Source organism: Sciscionella marina DSM 45152, assembly GCF_000379465.1.
Lineage (GTDB): Bacteria > Actinomycetota > Actinomycetes > Mycobacteriales > Pseudonocardiaceae > Sciscionella > Sciscionella marina.
In genome coordinates this window covers 1-18886 of the sequence record NZ_KB905436.1, presented here as the reverse complement: position 1 = coordinate 18886, position 18886 = coordinate 1, and the positions used below count along the sequence as shown (strand labels likewise).

The 18886-nt window shown below is 68.2% G+C and carries 20 protein-coding genes, 1 tRNA gene and 1 pseudogene; 9 read left to right on the top strand and 13 right to left on the bottom strand.

Annotated elements, in window-relative coordinates; genetic code table 11:
* Positions 1-46 precede the first annotated feature (46 nt).
* A complete protein-coding gene (locus tag A37U_RS0136065; RefSeq protein WP_020501521.1) occupies positions 47-1588 on the bottom strand; it encodes an HAL/PAL/TAL family ammonia-lyase in 1542 nt (513 codons plus the stop codon).
* Positions 1589-1598: 10 nt separating this feature from the next.
* Complete coding sequence (locus A37U_RS0136060) at positions 1599-3089, bottom strand: aromatic amino acid ammonia-lyase (RefSeq protein ID WP_020501520.1); 1491 nt, start codon at positions 3087-3089, stop codon at positions 1599-1601.
* 44 nt (positions 3090-3133) lie between these two features.
* Here A37U_RS0136060 and A37U_RS0136055 point away from each other — a divergent pair, with 44 nt between their 5' ends.
* Together A37U_RS0136055 and A37U_RS0136050 are read left to right on the top strand one after the other, a co-directional pair.
* The gene (locus tag A37U_RS0136055) at positions 3134-4036 is read left to right on the top strand and encodes a MurR/RpiR family transcriptional regulator (protein ID WP_240437792.1); all 903 of its coding nucleotides are present in this window, start codon (positions 3134-3136) and stop codon (positions 4034-4036) included.
* On the top strand, positions 4002-5336 hold the full coding sequence (locus tag A37U_RS0136050) for an MFS transporter (protein ID WP_020501518.1): 1335 nt from the start codon (positions 4002-4004) through the stop codon (positions 5334-5336). The genes A37U_RS0136055 and A37U_RS0136050 overlap by 35 nt, the downstream gene beginning before the upstream one ends.
* Positions 5337-5396: 60 nt before the next feature.
* Here A37U_RS0136050 and A37U_RS0136045 read toward each other — a convergent pair whose 3' ends face one another.
* Together A37U_RS0136045 and A37U_RS0136040 are read right to left on the bottom strand one after the other, a co-directional pair.
* Positions 5397-6332 carry an NAD-dependent epimerase/dehydratase family protein gene (locus A37U_RS0136045; RefSeq protein ID WP_020501517.1) on the bottom strand — a complete coding sequence of 312 codons (936 nt, stop codon included), beginning with the start codon at positions 6330-6332 and terminating at the stop codon, positions 5397-5399.
* A gap of 82 nt (positions 6333-6414) precedes the next feature.
* The gene (locus tag A37U_RS0136040; RefSeq protein WP_240437791.1) at positions 6415-7440 is read right to left on the bottom strand and encodes an NAD(P)/FAD-dependent oxidoreductase; all 1026 of its coding nucleotides are present in this window, start codon (positions 7438-7440) and stop codon (positions 6415-6417) included.
* Between the two features lie 109 nt (positions 7441-7549).
* On the opposite strand from A37U_RS0136040, the gene A37U_RS0136035 reads away from it, so the two are divergent.
* Entirely contained in the window at positions 7550-8503 is a 954-nt protein-coding gene (locus A37U_RS0136035) for an SDR family NAD(P)-dependent oxidoreductase (protein WP_020501515.1), read from the top strand.
* Here the strand turns inward: A37U_RS0136035 and glmS are convergent.
* Both glmS and A37U_RS0136025 read right to left on the bottom strand, forming a co-directional pair.
* Positions 8490-10319 carry a glutamine--fructose-6-phosphate transaminase (isomerizing) gene (gene glmS, locus A37U_RS0136030; RefSeq protein WP_020501514.1) on the bottom strand — a complete coding sequence of 610 codons (1830 nt, stop codon included), beginning with the start codon at positions 10317-10319 and terminating at the stop codon, positions 8490-8492. The genes A37U_RS0136035 and glmS overlap by 14 nt on opposite strands.
* A gap of 28 nt (positions 10320-10347) precedes the next feature.
* Positions 10348-10617 (bottom strand): hypothetical protein, encoded by a 270-nt coding sequence (locus tag A37U_RS0136025; protein ID WP_026197980.1) that lies wholly within the window; start codon positions 10615-10617, stop codon positions 10348-10350.
* A gap of 120 nt (positions 10618-10737) precedes the next feature.
* Between A37U_RS0136025 and A37U_RS0136020 the strand changes: the two genes are divergently transcribed.
* The gene (locus A37U_RS0136020; protein ID WP_020501512.1) at positions 10738-11628 is read left to right on the top strand and encodes a formylglycine-generating enzyme family protein; all 891 of its coding nucleotides are present in this window, start codon (positions 10738-10740) and stop codon (positions 11626-11628) included.
* A gap of 25 nt (positions 11629-11653) precedes the next feature.
* On the top strand, positions 11654-11944 hold the full coding sequence (locus tag A37U_RS0136015) for a YrhK family protein (protein WP_040589781.1): 291 nt from the start codon (positions 11654-11656) through the stop codon (positions 11942-11944).
* On the opposite strand, the gene A37U_RS0136010 is transcribed toward A37U_RS0136015, so the two are convergent.
* From A37U_RS0136010 to A37U_RS0136000, 3 genes are read right to left on the bottom strand one after another with little or no spacing between them, the layout of a single operon-like run.
* Entirely contained in the window at positions 11941-12327 is a 387-nt protein-coding gene (locus A37U_RS0136010; RefSeq protein ID WP_020501510.1) for a nuclear transport factor 2-like protein, read from the bottom strand. The genes A37U_RS0136015 and A37U_RS0136010 overlap by 4 nt on opposite strands.
* Positions 12328-12329: 2 nt before the next feature.
* The gene (locus tag A37U_RS0136005) at positions 12330-13178 is read right to left on the bottom strand and encodes an alpha/beta fold hydrolase (RefSeq protein ID WP_020501509.1); all 849 of its coding nucleotides are present in this window, start codon (positions 13176-13178) and stop codon (positions 12330-12332) included.
* A gap of 44 nt (positions 13179-13222) precedes the next feature.
* Positions 13223-13660 (bottom strand): winged helix-turn-helix transcriptional regulator, encoded by a 438-nt coding sequence (locus A37U_RS0136000; RefSeq protein WP_020501508.1) that lies wholly within the window; start codon positions 13658-13660, stop codon positions 13223-13225.
* A gap of 145 nt (positions 13661-13805) precedes the next feature.
* Between A37U_RS0136000 and A37U_RS0135995 the strand changes: the two genes are divergently transcribed.
* Both A37U_RS0135995 and A37U_RS0135990 read left to right on the top strand, forming a co-directional pair.
* Positions 13806-14714 carry an AurF N-oxygenase family protein gene (locus A37U_RS0135995; protein ID WP_020501507.1) on the top strand — a complete coding sequence of 303 codons (909 nt, stop codon included), beginning with the start codon at positions 13806-13808 and terminating at the stop codon, positions 14712-14714.
* 4 nt (positions 14715-14718) lie between these two features.
* Positions 14719-16221 carry an FAD-dependent oxidoreductase gene (locus A37U_RS0135990; protein ID WP_020501506.1) on the top strand — a complete coding sequence of 501 codons (1503 nt, stop codon included), beginning with the start codon at positions 14719-14721 and terminating at the stop codon, positions 16219-16221.
* A gap of 53 nt (positions 16222-16274) precedes the next feature.
* Here A37U_RS0135990 and A37U_RS0135985 read toward each other — a convergent pair whose 3' ends face one another.
* Positions 16275-16673 (bottom strand): YbjQ family protein, encoded by a 399-nt coding sequence (locus A37U_RS0135985; protein WP_020501505.1) that lies wholly within the window; start codon positions 16671-16673, stop codon positions 16275-16277.
* A gap of 159 nt (positions 16674-16832) precedes the next feature.
* Complete coding sequence (locus A37U_RS0135980) at positions 16833-17198, bottom strand: cupin domain-containing protein (protein WP_020501504.1); 366 nt, start codon at positions 17196-17198, stop codon at positions 16833-16835.
* A 105-nt stretch (positions 17199-17303) separates the two neighbouring features.
* Between A37U_RS0135980 and A37U_RS0135975 the strand changes: the two genes are divergently transcribed.
* Both A37U_RS0135975 and A37U_RS0135970 read left to right on the top strand, forming a co-directional pair.
* Positions 17304-17972, top strand: coding sequence for a TetR/AcrR family transcriptional regulator (locus A37U_RS0135975; protein WP_020501503.1), 669 nt, complete (start codon positions 17304-17306; stop codon positions 17970-17972).
* Between the two features lie 62 nt (positions 17973-18034).
* Positions 18035-18107, top strand: a tRNA-Lys gene (locus A37U_RS0135970).
* A 367-nt stretch (positions 18108-18474) separates the two neighbouring features.
* On the opposite strand, the gene A37U_RS50640 is transcribed toward A37U_RS0135970, so the two are convergent.
* Both A37U_RS50640 and A37U_RS50635 read right to left on the bottom strand, forming a co-directional pair.
* Complete coding sequence (locus A37U_RS50640) at positions 18475-18645, bottom strand: hypothetical protein (RefSeq protein ID WP_205623100.1); 171 nt, start codon at positions 18643-18645, stop codon at positions 18475-18477.
* Positions 18642-18854 (bottom strand): annotated as a pseudogene (locus A37U_RS50635) (IS110 family transposase); the annotation flags it as partial. The pseudogene A37U_RS50635 and the gene A37U_RS50640, both read right to left, overlap by 4 nt.
* Positions 18855-18886: the final 32 nt, after the last annotated feature.

Sequence of the window (18886 nt, the reverse complement as noted above, 5' to 3'; positions counted from 1 at the left end):
GCTTACCGGGACCGCCACGTCGCCGCGAACATCGTGCGCCGGGTGCTCAGCATTCCAGCGGGCCGGTCCGCGCCTCCACGGTGCGCAACACCTTGCCGTGGCGCACGAATTCCCGGATCGCCTCGATGTCCCCGTGGAACGCCCGGTCCCCGGTGACCTCGGGGGCCGCGGAGCGGATCAGTTCCTTGACCGCCTCGCTGACCGGAGAGGGCCTGCGCGGGGCGAGCAGGTCGAAGGCCTGCGCCGCGCACAGCAGCTCGATCGCGAGGATATAGCCGAGTTTCCCGGCCGCGCGGTAGGCGGTGAGCGCCGCGGAATAGGCGTTGCTGACCGGGTCCTCCTGGTTGGCCGAGGTCGGCACGGTGCGCGCGGATGCGGGACCGGCCATCCCCTGCAGGTCCATGCTCAGCGCGGCCGAGGTGTACTGGGCGATCATGAACCCGTTGTGCAGCCCGGGATTCGGGGCGAGGAAGGCGGGCAGTTCGCTGAAGTTGCTGTTGACCATCCGGTCGGTTCGCCGTTCGGCGATCTTCGCGAGCACGGTCAGCGCATTCGCCATGGCATCGGACTGGATACCGACATAGGTGCTGTCGAAGTTCGCGCCCATGAGCGCGATGCCGTCCCCGTCCTCGGGCACGATGATCGGGTTGTCCCCGACCGAGTCCAGTTCCTCCTCGACCACGGTCCAGGCCTGGTTCAGCGCCCGTTTCGCGCCGCCGTGCATCTGCGGGATGCCACGCAGGCTGTAGGTGTCCTGCAGGCGGTAGTCCAGGAATTCCTCGCTCAGCGGGCTGTTCTCGGTGATCCGGCGCAGATTGGCCGCGACACCGGCCTGTTCCGGATGCCGTTTCACCGCGTGCAGCCGGGGATCGAGCGCGCGAACCGTGCCCTTGAGTGCCTGCAGGCTCAGCCCGGCGGCGATGTCCGCGGTCTGTCCGGCGAGGCTCGCATCGTGCGCGGCGAGCACACCGATCGCGGTCACCGAATGGGTTCCGTTGGTCAGGCTCAGTCCTTCCTTGCAGCCGAACCGGATCGGCCGCGCACCCACCCGGCGCAGCACCTCGGCGCCGTCCAGCAGTTCCCCACCGAGCCACGCCCTTCCCTCGCCGATCAGCAACAGCGCCATGTGTGCCTCGGGGCCGAGATAACCCACCGAGCCCTCACCGGGAACGTACGGGATCACGTCCGCGTTGAGCAGGGTGCGGATCAGCTCCAGGGTGTCCGGCCCGGTCCCGGAATACCCCTTGCCGAGCCCGATCAGTTCCATCAGCCAGATCGCCCGCACCACTTCCCCGGACAGTGGTTCACCGACCGAGACCGCGTGCGAGCGCACGATGTTCGCCTGCAGTTCCGCGGCGTCCCCGGGAGCGATCACCTCGGTGAAATTGTCCCCGAACCCGGTCGTCACCCCGTAGATCAACCGGTTCTCCGCGAGGAACCGTTCGATGAGCGCCCGGGAAGCGCGCACTATGTCCACATAGGACTCGGTGAACTCGACCCGGGCATGATACCGGGCCACCGCCACGAATTCCGTGATCGTCACCGGTTTCTCCCCGAGCGCCACCGAGGAGATCTCGTTCGCGAACATTGCCTGCCTTTCAGTAGTCGGCGAGCCGGTCGATGACCGTGCTCGCGCGCGCGATCTCACCGGTGAGCTGGTGATCGGGCGCGGTGAGGGCGATCGTGTCGCGGGCCATTGCATAGGCGCGCCCCGCTGGGACATCGGGCAGCTGGGCATCGGCCAGCCACAGGGCGCGCACCGCGGCGAGCAGTTCGCAGGCGAGCATCGTGCGATAGGCGTCGATCGCGGTCGTCGTGCTGCGCGCGGCCTCGGTGGTGAAACTGGCGTGGTCCTCGAGACCGCGGGAGATCACCGCGGTGCCGAGGGTGACCGGGGCGGCGGCGTGCCGCAGTTCGGCGAGTGCGTCGTGGGTGACGTACTCCAGGATCATGATCCCGGAACTGCCCGATGGCCCGCTCGCCAGGAAAGCGGGTAGCCCGGTCTGCTCGGGTTCGACCAGATCGCCGAGCCGGGTCGCGGAGAGTTCGGCGACATGGTGCAGCGCGGCGCGCACCCGGTCCAGTGCGAGGGCCAGATGCGCGGTGGAGAAGTGCCCATGGTGGAACACGGTTCCGGTTTCCCTGGAGATGAGCGGGTTCTCGGCCGCGGCGTTGATGTCGATGGCCAGCACCGATTCCAGCGCGTCGATCGCCTCCAGCGCAGGACCCTGCACCTGCGGGAAGGCACGCAGCCCGAACGGGTCCTGCAGCCGCCGCCCGCTGACCGGGTGCTCATCGAGGCCGAGTACCCGGCGCATGGCGGCCGCGCATTCGACCGAACCGGGATGCGGGCGCGCGGCGTGCACCTCGGCCGCGTAGGCCTCCGGGGAGCCGCCGAGCGCGAGGAAGGACAGCGCGGTCACCACATGGCTGGCCCGCAGCAGCCTGCGCAGGTCGTGCCAGGCGAGGGTGACCGAGGCGAGGGTGGCCGCATTGCTGCTGATGAACGCGAGCGCGTCGCCGGGATTGATCACGATCGGCGGGATGCCCCCGATCGACCACGGATTTTCGCCTGCCAGGGTCAGCCCGATCTCGGCGAGCGCGGTGAGGTCTCCGGTGCCGATGGCCCCGCGGGTGTGCACCGTGGGCAGCGCCCCGACCCCGAGCGCGCTGGACAGGGCGCGCAGCACCCTGGGGTGCACCCCGCTGCCGCCCGCGGCCAGCTGGTTGAGCCGGATCGCCATGCAGGCGCGCACCGATTCGGGGCTGCGCGGTTCGCCGGTTCCCCCGGCGTGACTGCGCAGCAGGCGCAGCCCGTGCTCGACGGCGGAACCGCTGTCCACGATGTGATCGCGGTTCGCCCCGACGCCGGTGGTCCGCCCGTAGACCGCGCGTTCCGCCCCGGTCCGCTCGGCGATCTCGCTGGCCTCGCGGGCCCGGTCGATCGCGTCCTCGGCCAGCTCGACCGAGGCCTGCGAGCGGGCGATGCGCACCACGTCCGCGCAGCGCATGCCGAGTCCATTCAGGGTGATCCGGGTCGCCGAGGTCGGGAAGTCGTCCGCGCCCGGTCCTGCCTGCGGGTCGTCCACGGCAACCTCCTTCTTGACAAGTTTCCATTCATTAAGCATTTTGAATGAAACACATTCTTCGGCACGAATCAAGGGTGATGACCATGGCGGTGTCCCGGCAGCCGCGAACGGGCGCCTCGACACCGTCGCGGGCGCTGCACGAACTGCTCGCGGGCCGGACGCTGACCCCGGCGCAGCGGCGGATCGCGCAGTACCTGCTCGCGAACATCGGCGAGGCGGCGGCACTCACCAGTGGCGAGCTCGCCGAGCGGGCCGGGGTCAGCCAGCCCTCGGTGACCAGGTTCGTCTCCCTACTCGGCTTCGAGGGGTTCCCGCAGTTCCGGCGCGCGATGCGCGGGTTCCTCGAGGCGGCCGAACCGGCCGAGGAGGGCAACAAGCTGCAGCTCGGGGTGCGCGAGGACATCGCGCGGCTGGAGACGCTGCACACCGAACTCGCCGGGCAGGAGCGCCTGGCCGGGATCGCCGAACGGCTGTACGCCTCGGTTCCGCTCGTGGTGTCCGGGCTCCGGGTCTCCGCGCACGTTGCAGGCCTGTTCGGATACCTGGCCGCCAAGATCCACCCCGATGTCCGGGTGCTCACCAATGGCGGCACCGTGCTGCTCGACCAGCTCGGGCACGCGCGCGCCGCGGGGGCGAGCGAGGCGGTGTTCTTCGCGATGCCTCGCTATCCACGGGAAACCGCGGCCGCGATGCGGTTCGCCGGAGAGCTGGGCATGCGCATTGTGCTGATCACCGACGAACCGGTCTCGGCGATCACCGAGCACGCCGGGGATGTGCTGCACGCGGGCGTCGGCTCGGAACTCGTGTTCGACTCGCATGCCGCGATCGTCTCGCTCTCGGTCGCGCTCCTGGAGACCATCGCCGACGCCGCGGGCCCGCGCGCACGGCAACGATTGGAAGGCTTTGACCGTTATGCTGCCGAGCAAGAAATCTTCACCGAGCGATAGCCAGACGAGTACCGGTTTCGACGATGTGCCGCTGAACCGGTTCCACCTCAAGATCACCGCGCTGACCTTCGGCGCGAACTTCTCCGACGGCTATCACCTCGGCACGATCGGGATCGCGCTCGCGGCCATCGCCCCGCAGATGCATCTCGGCGCCGCCTGGCAGGGACTGCTCGGCGCCTCGGCGCTGATCGGGATCTTCGCCGGGAGCATCGCGCTCGGCTGGCTCGGTGACCGGATCGGACGCCAGCTGCTGTATCTGCTGGATTTCCTGCTGATCGCGATCGCCTCGGTGCTGCAGTTCTTCGTGACCGGGCCGGTGGAACTGTTCGTGCTCCGGCTGCTGATCGGGATCGGGATCGGTGCGGACTACGCGCTCGGGCCGACACTGGTCGCGGAATTCGTGCCGCGCAAACACCGCGGCGGCATGCTCGCCTCGCTGACCGTGCTGTGGACCGTCGGCTATGTCGCCGCGTATTTCCTCGGGAACTATCTGGTGAACCTTGGCCCGGATGCCTGGCGCTGGCTGCTCATGACCGGCGCGGTGCCCGCGGTGCTCGTGCTGGTGCTGCGGATCGGCACCCCGGAATCCCCGCGCTGGCTGATCAGCAAGGGCCGCATCGACGAGGCGCGCGCGATCATCGCCAAGTACATCGGCAAGGGCGTGGACATCGAGGCGATCGCCGCGGAACCGAACGAGAACGCGGGCGGATACCGGGAACTGTTCGGCCGCGCGCACCTCAAGAAGACCGTGTTCGGCATCGTCTTCTACAACTGCCAGGTCATCCCGTACTTCGCGATCTACACTTTCCTGCCCATCATGCTGGTCAAGGTCGGCTTCGGGGAGGACGAATTCTTCGGCAACGCCCTGCTGAACCTCTTCCTGCTGGCCGGCGGGATCGGCGGGCTGTGGCTGGTCGCGAAACTGTCCAGGCGCAGGCTGCTCATCTGGTCCTTCGTGGTGCTCACCGCCAGCCTCGGGGTGATCTCGCTGTGGCCGGACGGGCCGATCCCGCTCATCTTCGGGCTGTTCCTGATCTTCACCTTCGTCATGTCCGCCTCCTCGAACCTGGACCAGGTCTATCCGCCCGAGCTGTTCCCCACCGAGCTGCGCGGTTCCGGGGTCGGTCTGCTCAACGGCGCGAGCAGGCTCGGTTCCGCCGCGGGCACCTTCCTGCTGCCGATCGCGATCTCCGGGATCGGGTTCGGCACCTCGATGCTGTGCCTGACCGCGATCCTGCTGATCGGCACCCTCACCACGGTCGCCATGGCACCGGAAACCCGGAATCTCAACCTGAAGTAGGCAGGGTGATCCGGACTCTGGCCTCGGGGGCGTGGCAGAACTGGCCGAGCGCCGTGGACCTCAGGACAGGAACCCGCGGTACCAGTCGACGGTGCGTTCCAGGGCCGTGCTGAGCGGGGTCGCGGTGACCCCGAAGGCCTCGGTGAACGCGTCGGTGACCATGATCTGGCTCGTCGTGTTCTGGTAGAACAGCTCGGCGTACTCGGTCATCAGGGTCGCGTCGAACGGGCCCGCGGGGCGCGGTTCGGCGAGCACGGTCGGTTCGAGTTCGGTGCCGAGCAGTGTGCCGATGCGGTCCAGTATCTCCCTGGTCGAGACGGCGGGCGCGGCGGGCAGATGCCACACCAGCCCGTCCCCGTGCGGATTCTCGCCGAGGGTGGCCAGTCCGGTGGCCACATCCTCGATGAAGCTGTAGCTGTGCGGCAGCTCGATGTCCCCGAGTGCGACGATCTCGCCGCCGGTGATCGCCCCGGGGAACACACCTCCGCCGAGGGTGGAGTTGAGCACTCCCGGCCCGAAGAAGTCCGCGGCCCTGCCCAGTGCCACGGAAACCCGCCCCTGTTCGTGCGCGGCGAGGTAGACGCGATCCAGTTCGGCGCGCATCCGGCCCTTCGCGGTGGTGGCGGTCATCGGGGTCCGCTCGGTCATCGGGGCGCCGTGCGTGTCTCCGTACGGGTAGAGCGTGTCCAGCACCACCAGCCGCGCCCCGGCCTCGCTCGCCGCATCCAGGATCGCCTCCTGGATCCCGGGCATCAGGGCGACCTGGTCCTGATAGGGCACGTTCACGCAGTGGTACAGCACGGCCGCCCCGGCCGCCGCCGCGCGCAGCTGCTCGCGATCGGACACGTCCACGGTCACCCGCTGCACGCCCGTGATCGGCGCGCCCCGATGGGTGCGGGCGCCGAGTCGTACCCGGTGCCCACGTCCGGCGAGCTCGGTGGCCAGTGCCGTTCCCGCCGGACCCGCACCGAGCACCACGTGTACCTCGTTCGTCATGCCATCCTCCATAGTTATGAGCTCTTTCTGTAGTTAGAGCTTATAACTATAGTTTGAGATATACACGAAAACTTGACCCAGCTCACATCCCGTGCCTGCGGTCGCCCATCACCTGCGCGCACAGCCGCGATTCGGATTCGGCCGAGAACGGATCCCGGTAGACCCGCAGCTCGCGCTCGGTGTCCTCGCTGATCAGGTCGGCGTTGATCTGTGCGCCCGCTCCGGCGCCGGCCGCCGCGGCCGCCCCCACCTGCGCCATCAGCTCGGTGGCATTGCCCGCGGCCCAGACGCCCGGCACCTCGGTGCGCCCGCTCGCATCGGTGACGATGTGCTCGCCCGCCCCCGAAGGGTGTTCCACCGGGTGCAACCCGAGTCCGCGGAGGAATCCGGCGCGCGCCACCATTTGCGGACCGACCACCAGCGCCTCACGATCGATCACGGTGCCGTCCTCGAGGCGTATCCCGGTGAGCCGGTCCTCGTGCACCTCGAGCGCGCGAACCCGGCCGGGTACCACCTCGATCCCGCGCGCGGCAAGGCGTTCGGCCTGTTCCGCGTCCGGCTCGGGCATGGTGTGGGTGAACAGGGTGACCTCGGAACTCCACTGGCGCAGCAACAGGGCCTGGTGCATGCCCATCGGTCCGCCGAGGATTCCGATCGTCCGGTCGCGTACCTCCCAGCCGTGACAGTACGGGCAGTGCAGCACATCCCGGCCCCATCGTTCCCGCAGCCCGGTCACCTCGGGGAGTTCGTCGACCAGTCCGGTGGTCACCAGCAGCCGTCGCGCCCGTGCCCGGCGGCCGTCGGTGAGCGTCACCGCGAACCCACTGTCCGTTGTGGACACCATGGACACCGTGGACACCTCGCCGGTTGTCACCTGGCCGCCGTAGCCGCGCACTTCCTCCCGGCCGCGGGCGAGCAGTTCCGCGGGCGGGGTCCCGTCCAGGCCGAGTAGCCCGTGCACTCCCGCCGCTGGCGCATTGCGCGGTGTGCCCGCATCGACCACCAGCACCGAACGCCGGGCCCGCGCCAGCATCAGGGCACCGTTCAGACCCGCGGCCCCGCCGCCGATCACCACCACGTCATAGCTGTTGTTCAGCTCTCCGGTCACCTCGACCACCTCCACGGCCACCGTGCGAGCGCGGACGGAGAACGAGCAAGTTCTGTTGCTGAAACCGCAAAGTTGACCTGGAGGGCGCTCCTGCCCCTAGCGTGCGGGTATGACGACGAGACAACGGCCGATCGGTTCGGGATTCGGTTACCGCAGCACCGCGGCGGATGTGTTGCGCGGGCAGGATCTTTCCGGTCGGCTCGCCCTCGTCACGGGCGGCTATTCGGGTATCGGGCTCGCCACGACCCGCGCGCTGCACGAGGCGGGTGCCACGGTGCTGGTTCCGGCGCGCCGCCCGGAACAGGCGCGGCGGGCCTTGGCCGGGCTCGACCGGGTCGAGATCGCCGAGCTGGATCTCGCCGAGCAGCGCGGTGTTCGCGCGTTCGCCGAAGGTTTCCTGGCGCAGGGGCGCGGGATCGACATCGCCATCGGCAGTGCGGGAATGATGGAGTGCCCGGAAATCCGCGTCGGCCCGGGATGGGAGGCCCAGTTCGCGGTGAACCACCTCGGCCATTTCGCTTTGTTCAGGCTACTCTGGCCCGCGCTGGCCAGGGGCGGGGGATCGCGGGTGGTGCTGGTTTCCTCGCTGGCCCACCACTTCTCCGACATCCGCTGGGCGGATCCGCAGTTCACCACCGGCTATGACCGTACGCTTGCCTACGGACAGGCCAAGACCGCGAACATCCTGTGCGCGGTGCGTTTCGACGCGATCGGCGCCGAGCACGGGATCCGGGCGTTCGCCGTGCATCCCGGCCCGATCCTGACCGGGCTGCAGCGCCACCTCAGCCGGGCCGAGATGATCGAGCGCGGCTGGGTGGACGCCGAGGGCACCGTGGTGGACCCGGATTTCAAGACACCGGAACAGGGCGCGGCGACCCAGGTCTGGGCGGCCACCGCGCCGCGACTGGGCGGTATCGGCGGGGTGTACTGCGAGGACTGCGAGATCGCCGAACCGGCGCCGGAGGACGGAACGCTGCGCGGGGTGTGCTCCTACGCGCTCGATCCGACCGCCGCGGACCGGCTCTGGGCGTACTCCGCCGAACTGACACTCATTCGACCGTGACACTTTTCGCGAGATTTCTCGGTTTGTCGATATCCCGGTCCAAAGTGGACGCGACATGGTAGGCGAACAGCTGCAGCGGAACACTGAGCAGAATCGGGTCGAGCTCCGGTGAGTTGTGCGGTATCCGGATGACGGTATCGGCGAGCCCGTGCGGCAGCGCGGTGTTGGTGACCGCGATGATCGGACCGCCGCGGGCCTTGATCTGTTCCATCGCGCTGATGTTCTTGGCGAGGAGTTCGTCGTCCGGGGCCAGCACGACACTGGGCATGGATTCGTCGATCAGCGCCAGTGGCCCGTGTTTGAGCTCGGCCGCGTGGTAGGCCTCGGCGTGCACATAGGAGATCTCCTTGAGCTTCTGGGCTCCCTCGCGGGCGGTCGGCCAGCAGCGGGTGCGCCCGATGAAGAACATGTTCCGCGCATCCGCGTACCGCCGCGCGGTCTCGGCGGTCTCCTGTTCGGCGCGCAGAATCTCCTCGATCTGTTCGGGAAGCGAGCGCAGCGCGGTGACGATGCGCTGGCCGTTCGCGGTGGAGAGGTCGCGTACCCGGCCGAGCAACAGCGCGAGCATGGCGAACGAGACCGACATGTTGGTGACCGCCTTGGTGGAGGCGACGGAGACCTCCGGCCCGGCGTGCAGCAGCAGACCGGCCCCGCAGGCCCGCGCGATCGCGCTGCCGACGCCGTTGACCGCGCCGATGACCCGGCCACCTTTGCGGTTGAGCTCTTCGACGGCGGCGAGCGTGTCCAGGGTCTCGCCGGACTGACTCACCGCGATGTAGAGGGTTTCCGACTCCACGACCGGATTGCGGTACCGGAATTCCGATGCGGGTTCGGCGTCCGCGGGAATCCTGGCCAGTTCCTCGACCAGTTCGGCGCCGAGTTCGCCCGCGTAGTAGGCGGATCCGCAGCCGAGGAACTTCACCCGCCGGATCGAACGGAGATCGCGCGCGTCCAGTCCGGTCCCGTCCAGGCGCACCGTGGCGAAACGTTCATCGAGGCGACCGCGCAGCGCCCGGGTGACCGCGTCCGGCTGCTCGGCGATCTCCTTGCGCATGAAGTCCGGGAACTCGCCGAGCTGATAGTCCTGCTCCACGACGCCCACAGTGACCGGTTGCTTGTCCGTCGGCCGCGCGTCCAGGGTCGAGGTGCGGTAGCCATCGGCGTTCACCGTGGCCAGCTCCCCGTCGTCGAGGAAAACCGCGCGCTGGGTGTGCCGGACGAGCGCGGCCACATCGGAGGCGATGAACATCTCCTTCTCGCCGACCCCGAGCACCAGCGGGCTGCCCTGGCGGGCCACCACGAGCTCGTCCGGGCGCTGTCCGTCGAGTACCGCGATGCCGTAGGCGCCTTCGACCGGCCGCAGCGCCGTGCGGACCGCGTCCTCGAGCGAGCTCGCCCCCGCGTCGAGTGCCGCGGCGATCAGGTGGGTCAGCACCTCGGTGTCGGTCTCCGAGGCGAACACCGCTCCTTCCGCGGTGAGCTGGGCACGCAGGGACTCCGCGTTCTCGAAGATGCCGTTGTGCACCACCGCGATCCGCCTGCCGGGATCGGTGTGCGGATGCGCGTTCGCGTCGGTGGCCTCGCCGTGGGTCGCCCAGCGGGTGTGCGCGATCCCGGTGCCGCCGGTCTTGGCCGGGTCCACGGCATCGCGCAGATCCGCCACCCGTCCGGCCACCTTCGCGATCCGCGGTCTGCCCCGACGCCCGAGTACCGCGAGGCCCGCCGAGTCGTAGCCGCGGTACTCCAGCCGCCGCAGACCCTCCAGCAGCAGTGGAGTGGCCTCGCGAAATCCGATGTAGCCGACGATTCCGCACATGTTCCCGTGCTCCCTCTCCCTAGGCGGTTCAGCCGTAGACGATCCGGCGCAGCTGGCGTTCGCTCAGCGCGGGCGCGGTGAACGGGCGCCCCGCCATCTCGGCCGCGAGGCGGGGCCAGATCTCCGGATTGCGCCTGCCGCGGCGTTTGAGTTCGGTGTGCCTGCGCCGCACGTATTCCTCGGCCGTCTCACCGAAATAACCGATCACGTCCGCGAGGACACGTTCCGCGACCGACGCGGGTAGTCCGGTCGAGGCGACGAGATGGCGCACCAGCTCCGGGGACGTCCAGCTGCTCACATCGGCGAAGCTTGACACCGATACGGGCGCCGGGACAAGTTTCCTGCCCGATATCGGGCAGGATCGGTTGCCTGAGACTCAATGGCAGGATGGAACCGGTCGATCGCCGCAGGAGGTGCCATGTCGGATTGCTGCCCGCCGTCCCGAGCCTCGGGTGCCAGGGAAACCGAGGCGGTCCCCGTCGCCGGCGGCGGTTCCGGGGGCGAACTCATCACGCTGCCCGGCGGCACCTTTCTGATGGGCACCGAGGACACCGACGGCTTTCCGGACGACGCCGAGGGACCGGTGTGCGAGGTATCGGTGGCGGCGTTCGCGATCGAGCCCTCCTGCGTGACCAATGCGCGGTTCGCCGAGTTCGTGGACGCGAGCGGGTACCGCACGGAGGCGGAGCGGTTCGGCTGGAGCTATGTGTTCGCCCGGTTCCTGCCCGGGGCGCTGCGCAAGGAATCCCCGCGGCCGGAGCAGACACCGTGGTGGTGCGGGGTCGCCGGGGCGTACTGGCGGTACCCGGAGGGGCCGGGCAGCGAACTCGACGGCCGCTGGGACCACCCGGTGGTGCACATCTCCTGGCAGGACGCCCAGGCCTACTGTGCCTGGGCGGGCCGGCGGCTGCCCACCGAGACCGAATGGGAGTACGCGGCGCGCGGCGGGCTGAGCCAGGCCAGGTATCCCTGGGGTGACGAGCTGACCCCGGGCGGGGAACACCGGTGCAATATCTGGCAGGGCAAGTTCCCGGTCCGGGACACCGGCGAGGACGGGTACCGCGGCACCGCCCCGGTGGATGCGTTCTCCCCCAACGGTTACGGCCTCTACAACACCTCCGGCAACGTCTGGGAATGGTGCGCCGACTGGTTCGACGACAGCCGCGGCGCCCGCACGATGCGCGGTGGTTCCTATCTGTGCCACGAGTCCTACTGCAACCGGTACCGGGTGGCGGCGCGCACCGCGAACACCCCGGACAGTTCCAGCGGCAACCTCGGTTTCCGCTGTGCGGCCGATCCGGTGGCCTGATCCGGCGCGCGATAACTTCCGGGACATGGCTTCATCCGCAGGCGAACGGCCGATCGTGGTGCATTTCGGACACGACGAACTGGTGATCCGGCAGCGCTACGAGGTCGCGAGCATCGTCAACGACATCCTGATCGGGATCTGGTTTCTGGTGGGCAGTTTCCTGTTCCTTTCCGGAACCACCACCCGTGCGGGCACCTGGCTGTTCGCGATCGGCAGTATCGAGATGCTCATCCGCCCGCTGATCCGGCTGACCCGCAGGGTGCATCTGCGCCGCATCGCCCCGGACCGGGAACACGCCGCCGCGCACGATTTCTAGAGCACGGCATCGGTGCGCAGTGGGCCCGCCGTGATCCGCAATGTCCGGATGCGCCGGGGTTCGCCGTCGTCGAAGGTGAACAGGTGCATGAACGGCGCCTGCACGACGGTGTCCGGTTCGGTTTTCTTGGCCATCCGGGCTTCCCCGCGCAGGAAGCAGGTGTCCTCCCCGGTGGTCCAGAATTCGAGCACCTCGTGGGCGACATCGAGTGGTTCGTCGATCTTCACGAAGAATGCCTTGATGGCTTCGGCACCCACGATGTGCGCGGTGCCGAAGAACATCTCGGTCTCCTCGGTCAGGTTCGCGAATCCCTCACCGAATTCCAGGGTGTCGATCTCATCCATGAACTGCCGGACCCAGTCCGGTGTTTCCGCGGCGTGCATGCTCAGTGCTCCGTTCCGATGGTGGCCAGGAAAGTGTCGATCTCCGCGTTCACCGCGCGCGGATTCTCCCGTGCGGCCAGGTGCGCGGTGTGCGGGAGCAGCCGGAAGGTGCCGTCCGGAATGGCGTCGGCCATTTTCCGGACCGCGGGAACCGGGAACTGACTGTCCTCCTCGCCCGCGATGATGAGCACCGGGATGTCCGCGGGGATGCTCGCCAGCCTGCGGTGTTCGTCCTTGCGCCCGATCAGGATGCTGCGCAGTGCCCAGGAAACGGATTTCGGATCATCACGCAGCACGAACCGGGTGAACTTCAGGAATTCCGGATTGCTCGCCTCCGCGGTGGGTCCGCCGAACGCGGCACGGGCGGCGCGCGCGGCGATCCGGGGCATCCGCGCGTGCAGCGAGAGATAACCGGCGAGCACGGTCGCCCACACGCTCTCGAACATCGTCGGCAGCGAGGCGGTGCAGTTGATCCCGATGGCCGCCGCGGTCCGTTCCGGGTAGTAGGCGGGGAACACGCCCGCGAGCATGCCGCCCCAGCTGTTGCCCACCAGCACGCACTTCTCGATGCCCAGCGCGTCCAGGACGGTCACCAGTGCATCGGCGCAGTCCTTGAGATCGATGAGCTTGCGCAGGGCCTCGGACTCACCGTGGCCGGGGCTGTCGATGAGCACCATGCGATGGCTCGGGGCGAAGTGCTCGTACTGATAGCGCCACATCGTCCCGTCCATCATCAGGCTCGGCCAGCACACCATGGCCGGGCCGTCCGCGCGGCCCCCGTGCCGCACATTGATCAGCCCGAGCGAGGTCGGGATCAGTTCCGTCGTCGTATCCGCACACCAGTCGGTCATTGTCACTCCTTCGTCGACCTACTAGTAGCTTCTCACAACTAGTGTCAATTTGCTACCAGCGGAACCAGCGTGGTCGCCTCGATGGGTTCGTGGCAGCTGTCGCAGGCGAGGTACGGCTCCGTGCGGTTGCCGCAGCTGGTGTGCAGCAGTGCCCGGTTGTTCGGACCCTGACCACTCGCCCTGGTCTCCGCCCAGCGGGTGACCGCGACGACGGCGGGGATCACCAGCTCCCGGGCCGCCTCGGTGAGCCGGTACTCGTACCAGGGCTTGTCCTCCCGGTAGGCGCGTTTGTCCAGCATGCCCAGCTCGGTCAGGTCGGTCAGCCGTGCGGTGAGGATGTTCGCCGAGATCCCGAGCGTGCGCTTGAGCTCGCCGAAGCGGTGCACGCCGAAGAACACCTCGCGCAGGATCTGGTAGTTCCAGCGTTCCGCGATCGCGGCGAGGAATGCCTGTCCGTGCTGGAATGTGACATGTTCGGCCATCGGTACTCCCTGTGGTGATTTGCAACTGGTTCCAGGTTAGTACCGGCGACTCCGGCGTGGCGGGCGTCACGTTCCGGTGCTTGCGGAGGTATGTGTTACCGTTGGTAACACCATGACCTACCAGCGCCTCTCCTAAGGAGGGCTCATGACCAGCAGCACCAGCTCCGCGACCGAGCCGGCCGAGCGGGAGGAGATCGCGCGCCGCCTGCTCGACTCCTCCGAGGCGCTCTCCTTCGACCCGAACACCGAGGTCGACTGGGAGACGCCGCTGGACACCGACTACCACGGTGCGAGTCCGGAATGGAGCACCCTGTACGGCACCGCCTACTGGAACGAGATGACCGAGGACCAGAAGCGCGAGCTCACCCGCCAGGAAGCGGCCTCGGTGGCCAGCACCGGCATCTGGTTCGAGATGATCCTGCAGCAGATGATCCTGCGCGACTTCTACGCGAAGGACCCGACCGATCCGGCCTTCCAGTGGGCGCTCACCGAGATCGCCGACGAATGCCGCCACTCGATCATGTTCGCCAGGGGAGCGGCGAAACTACGCGCGCCCGCTTACCGCCCGACCCGGATCGTGGTCGAACTCGGCAGGGCGTTCAAGACACTGGCCTTCGGGGAGGCCGCCTACGCCGCGATCCTGGTCGCCGAGGAAGTCCTCGATGTCATGCAGCGGGACTGGATGCGCGATGAGCGGGTGGTGCCGTTCGTGCGCACGGTCAACAACATTCACGTCGTCGAGGAATCCCGGCACATGAAGTTTGCCCGGGAGGAGACCAAGGAACGTCTCGAGGGCGCGAGCTGGGTGCGCCGCCAGATCAACGGCGTCGTGGTGGCCATCGCCTCCTACTGCATCGTCGGCAGCATGGTGAACAAGAAGGTGTACGCGAACGCCGGACTCGACACCAAGCGGGCGGTCCGCGAGGCGAAGGCCAATGAACAGCACAAGTCGATGCTGCGGTCGAGCTGCGCCGGGCTGATGGAGTTCCTGGACTCCGCCGGGCTGCTCACCAAGGCCTCGACCTGGTTCTACAAGCGCGCCAACCTCATCTGAGCCAATGCCGTTCGCCATCACCCAGACCTGCTGCAACGACGCGTCCTGCGTGTCGGTCTGCCCGGTCAACTGTATCCACCCCACTCCGGACGAGCCGGACTTCGGCAGCACGGACATGCTGTACGTGGACCCGCAGGCCTGCATCGACTGCGGCGCCTGCGCCGATGCCTGCCCGGTCGACGCGATCTTTCCGGTGGACCAGCTCAGCGAGGCACTGCGGCCCTACGCCGAGGTGAACGCCGCCTACTACGCCGAGCAGGAACCGGTCACGGCCAAGGCCGATCCGAAGCCGAACTTCCATGAGTGGGCACCGCCCACCTTCGACCGGGTGCTGCCGAGCGACTTCGCCGCACTGGACGTCGCGGTGGTCGGCGCGGGTCCCGCCGGAATGTACGCGGTCGAGGATCTGTTGCTGCACACCAGTTCCCGGGTCACCCTGGTGGACCGGCTGCGGGACACCGGTGGGCTCGTGCGGTACGGCGTCGCGCCCGATCACCCGTCCACCAAGAAGATCCAGCACACCTTCGCGCGGTTCCACAACCATCCGCGGCTGCGCCTGCGGCTCGGTTGCGAGGTGGGCGTGGATGTGAGCGCGGAGGAACTGTCCGCGCGGCACGACGCGGTGATCTACGCGGTCGGGGCCTCCGCCGCGCGCAGCACCGGTCTTCCCGGCGAGGAACTGCCCGGCAGCCTCGCCGCGACCACCGCCGTCGCCTGGTACAACGGCCATCCCGATGTCCGCGCCGACGCCGTCGACCTCTCCGCCGAGCGGATCGTGGTGATCGGCAACGGTAACGTCGCCCTCGACGTGGCCCGGATCCTCACCGCCGATCCGGAAACCCTTGCGGACACGACGATCGCGCCGCACGCCCTTGCCCAGCTGCGCTCCAGCAAGGTCCGCGAGGTCGTGCTGCTCGGCAGGCGCGGACCCGAGGACGCCGCCTACACCATGCCCGAACTGCGCGCGCTCGCCCAGCAGGACACCGTCGAGCTGATCGTGGACGAGCACGATTCCGAGGTGGCGCGGGCCATCGAGCAGGCGGGGGAGGCCGACAAAGCCGGACTGCTCAAGGGATTGCGGCGGGAGACCGTCGACTGGTCCGCGCCGCCGCCGTACGAGAGGCGCCGCATCGTGCTGCGCTTCCACTCCGCGCCCGTCGCATTCCTCGGCGACACCCAGGTTCGCGCCGTGCGGGTCACCGGTGCGGACGAGGAAACCGAGATCGCGGCCGGGCGAGTCGTCCGTGCCGTCGGCTACCGGGGGACCGCACTGCCCGGCCTGCCGTTCGAGGAAGACCGCGGCATCGTGCCGAATGCTCAGGGGCGCGTCGAAGGGGTTCCCGGCAGCTACGTCGTCGGCTGGATCAAACGCGGTCCCTCCGGTGGCATCGGCACCAACCGGGCCTGCACGAACGAGACCGTCGGAGCACTGCTCGAGGACGCCGTGGCGGGCGCGCTGCCCAAGACCCGGCGGTGGCTGCCGAAACTGCGCCTCGGCCGCAGATAGCGCGGAGACCGGGTTGCGGTCTCCGCGCGTGCTGCTAGGCTACTGCTGCCGATCTACTGCTGGGAACCGTCCGCGACCAGGTAGACCGCCGTTCCGTAGGCGGCGATCTCACTCGCCGCCCCGCCGATCTCATTGCAGTCGAACCGCATCGCGAGTACGGCGTTCGCGCCGTAGCTCATCGCTTCCTGGCACATTCGGCCCAGCGCCTCATAGCGCGAATCGGAGAGCAGCTTCGAAAGCCCCTTGAGCTCCCCACCGGCCATCGACTTGAAGCCGGACCCCATGTTGGAGAACATGTTCCGGCTGCGCACCGTCAGCCCGAACACCTCGCCGAACACCCGAACCACCCGGAACCCGGGCATATCGTTCATCGTCGAGATAGGGATCGGGAACTGCGGCTGCTGGTACTGCTGTTGTTGCTGCTGCTGCTGATACTGCATCGGCTGACCCATGCGGGGACTCTAACCGAGCAGTGCCGGTCACCGCGCGTCGACGGGCGAACCAGGCCGATCGCCGACATCCAGTTCGACCGGAATGCCGATCTCGTTGTGCGGGTGATGACCAGGCCGAAAGCCCTCCCGAACGGAGCGCGAGCTCCCCGGATACCGCCGTCAGTCCGTGATGCGCTCGTGCTGCGTCTCGGCCCGCGGGCAGATGGTGAGCAGATCGGCCGGTTCCACCACGGTGAGCCGGTGCCAGGTGTTTTTCGGTACCACATAACAGTTCCCCGCCCCGACCGGCACCGGTTCGCCGCCCTCGCGCAGGTGCACCCGGACCGCGCCCCTGGTGACATAGAGCAGCTCGTACGCGCTCGGATGCCGCTCCCAGACATCGGCGTGCACCGCCTCGTCGTTCGCGGCGTGAAAGGCACCCACCGTCCACATCCCCGGATCCGCGCGACGGTCGGTCGCGGTGAGCAGCCCGTCCCCGTGCAGCTGGATCACCGAATCGAAGAGGTCCATCGAGTTTTCGAACATGTTCGAAAACTAGCATCGCACGGGCACGCTTGTCGAGCCGGTGGCTGTGATGATGGGACTGTGATGATGGGACTGCGATGATGGGACTGCGATGATGGGACTGTGATGATGAAAGACGCGGCAGCACCGGAGCGGGGCCGTACCGGCCGTCCACCGCGCACCTCCCGCGCCCAGATCCTGGGCGCGGCGCGTGAGCTCATCGACGACGAAGGCTGGGAACGGCTGACCATGCGCAAGCTCGCCGCGCGCGCCGGAGTCGCCCCGACCACGCTCTACCACCACGTTCGGGACCGCGAAGAACTGCTCGCCGCACTGCTCGACGACTACGCCGACCGGATCCCGCGCCGCGAACTGCCGCGCCAACCCGTGGAGCGGATTCTCGCCGCCGCCACCGTGATGCACGACGCCCTTGCCGGGTGGCCATGGCTCGTCGAAGTGCTCACCGCGGACGACCTCATCGGAGACGCCGCACTGTGGATGGTCGAGGCCATCGTCGATGCCGCCATGGAACACGGCTGCCCCGCAGACGAGGCCGTGCACCTCTACCGCAGCATTTGGTACTACACCGTCGGGGAAATCCTCGTGCGCGCCAACGCCGACCGCAAGCGCGCCGAACTCGACCGGCCCGCCTACCGCGACACCGTGTTCCGCCGACTCGACAAGCCCGAGCTGCCGCGACTGTCCGCGATTGCCGGATGCTGGCCCGCATTATGCGCCGAGGACACCTACCTGCAAGGGCTGCGAGCCCTCGTCGAAGGCCTGCTCACCAAGTGACCGGCACGCCGCACGCACCCACCCCCGGGCGGCTCGCCGTCACCCGATAGACTCCCGATCACGGGCCGTTAGCTCAATTGGTAGAGCTGCGGACTTTTAATCCGTAGGTTCTGGGTTCGAGCCCCAGGCGGCCCACTCGTTTGCACCAGGTTTGTCCTGGTACTTCTCCGTTTTCGTGATCATCTTTGCTGGTGTGAACGGCCGCGTGGTGCTCCGTGGGTGCTCAATTTTCACTGGTGTGCTGGCGCTGGTCCGGAGTGGACAGTGGGTGGCGTAGACCGGCTTGCCTGGACTGGCTACCGACGGTGATTTCGTGGTGGTGGCTATTTGTCCGGGCTCGTTACGGTCGGTATGGCTCGGCGTGTTGTCGCGTGCCGGGCTTGGCCCCTCGGATTGTGGGCTTGTCGGTGGCGTATGCGAGTCGGTTGATGTGGACTCCGGTGGGGCAAAGTGTGTTGTCGCAGGTCGAGGGCCTTGCGCTTTCCTGGCACGGGGGTGCGTGTTAAGAGCGGGCGGGCAGTACGCACAGTTCGTTGCCTGAGGGGTCGGTGTAGATGCGCCATGGGAGCGGGCCCCAGTCGGGGTGGAGTTCGTGGCCGCCGCGTTCGGTGATGCCCGCGGCGATTTGGTCGGGATCGTCGTCGGTGTCTAGGGATCCTTCTATGTTCGTCAAGCCGGGCTGATGGCTGGTTCGGCGGAGTTGAGGATCCGGTAGATCTGGTGGGCGAGGTAGCGCTTCAAACAACGACGGATCTCTTTGGTGGTGCGGCCCTCGGCTCGTCGTCGCTCGATGTAGGCGCGGGTTTGTGGGTCGTGTGTCATGCGGGTGAGGACGGCGATGTGCAGGGCCCGGTTCAGACGCCTGTCGCCGCCGCGGTTGATTCCCTAGGCCGGTGACGGTGTCAAGTTCCCTA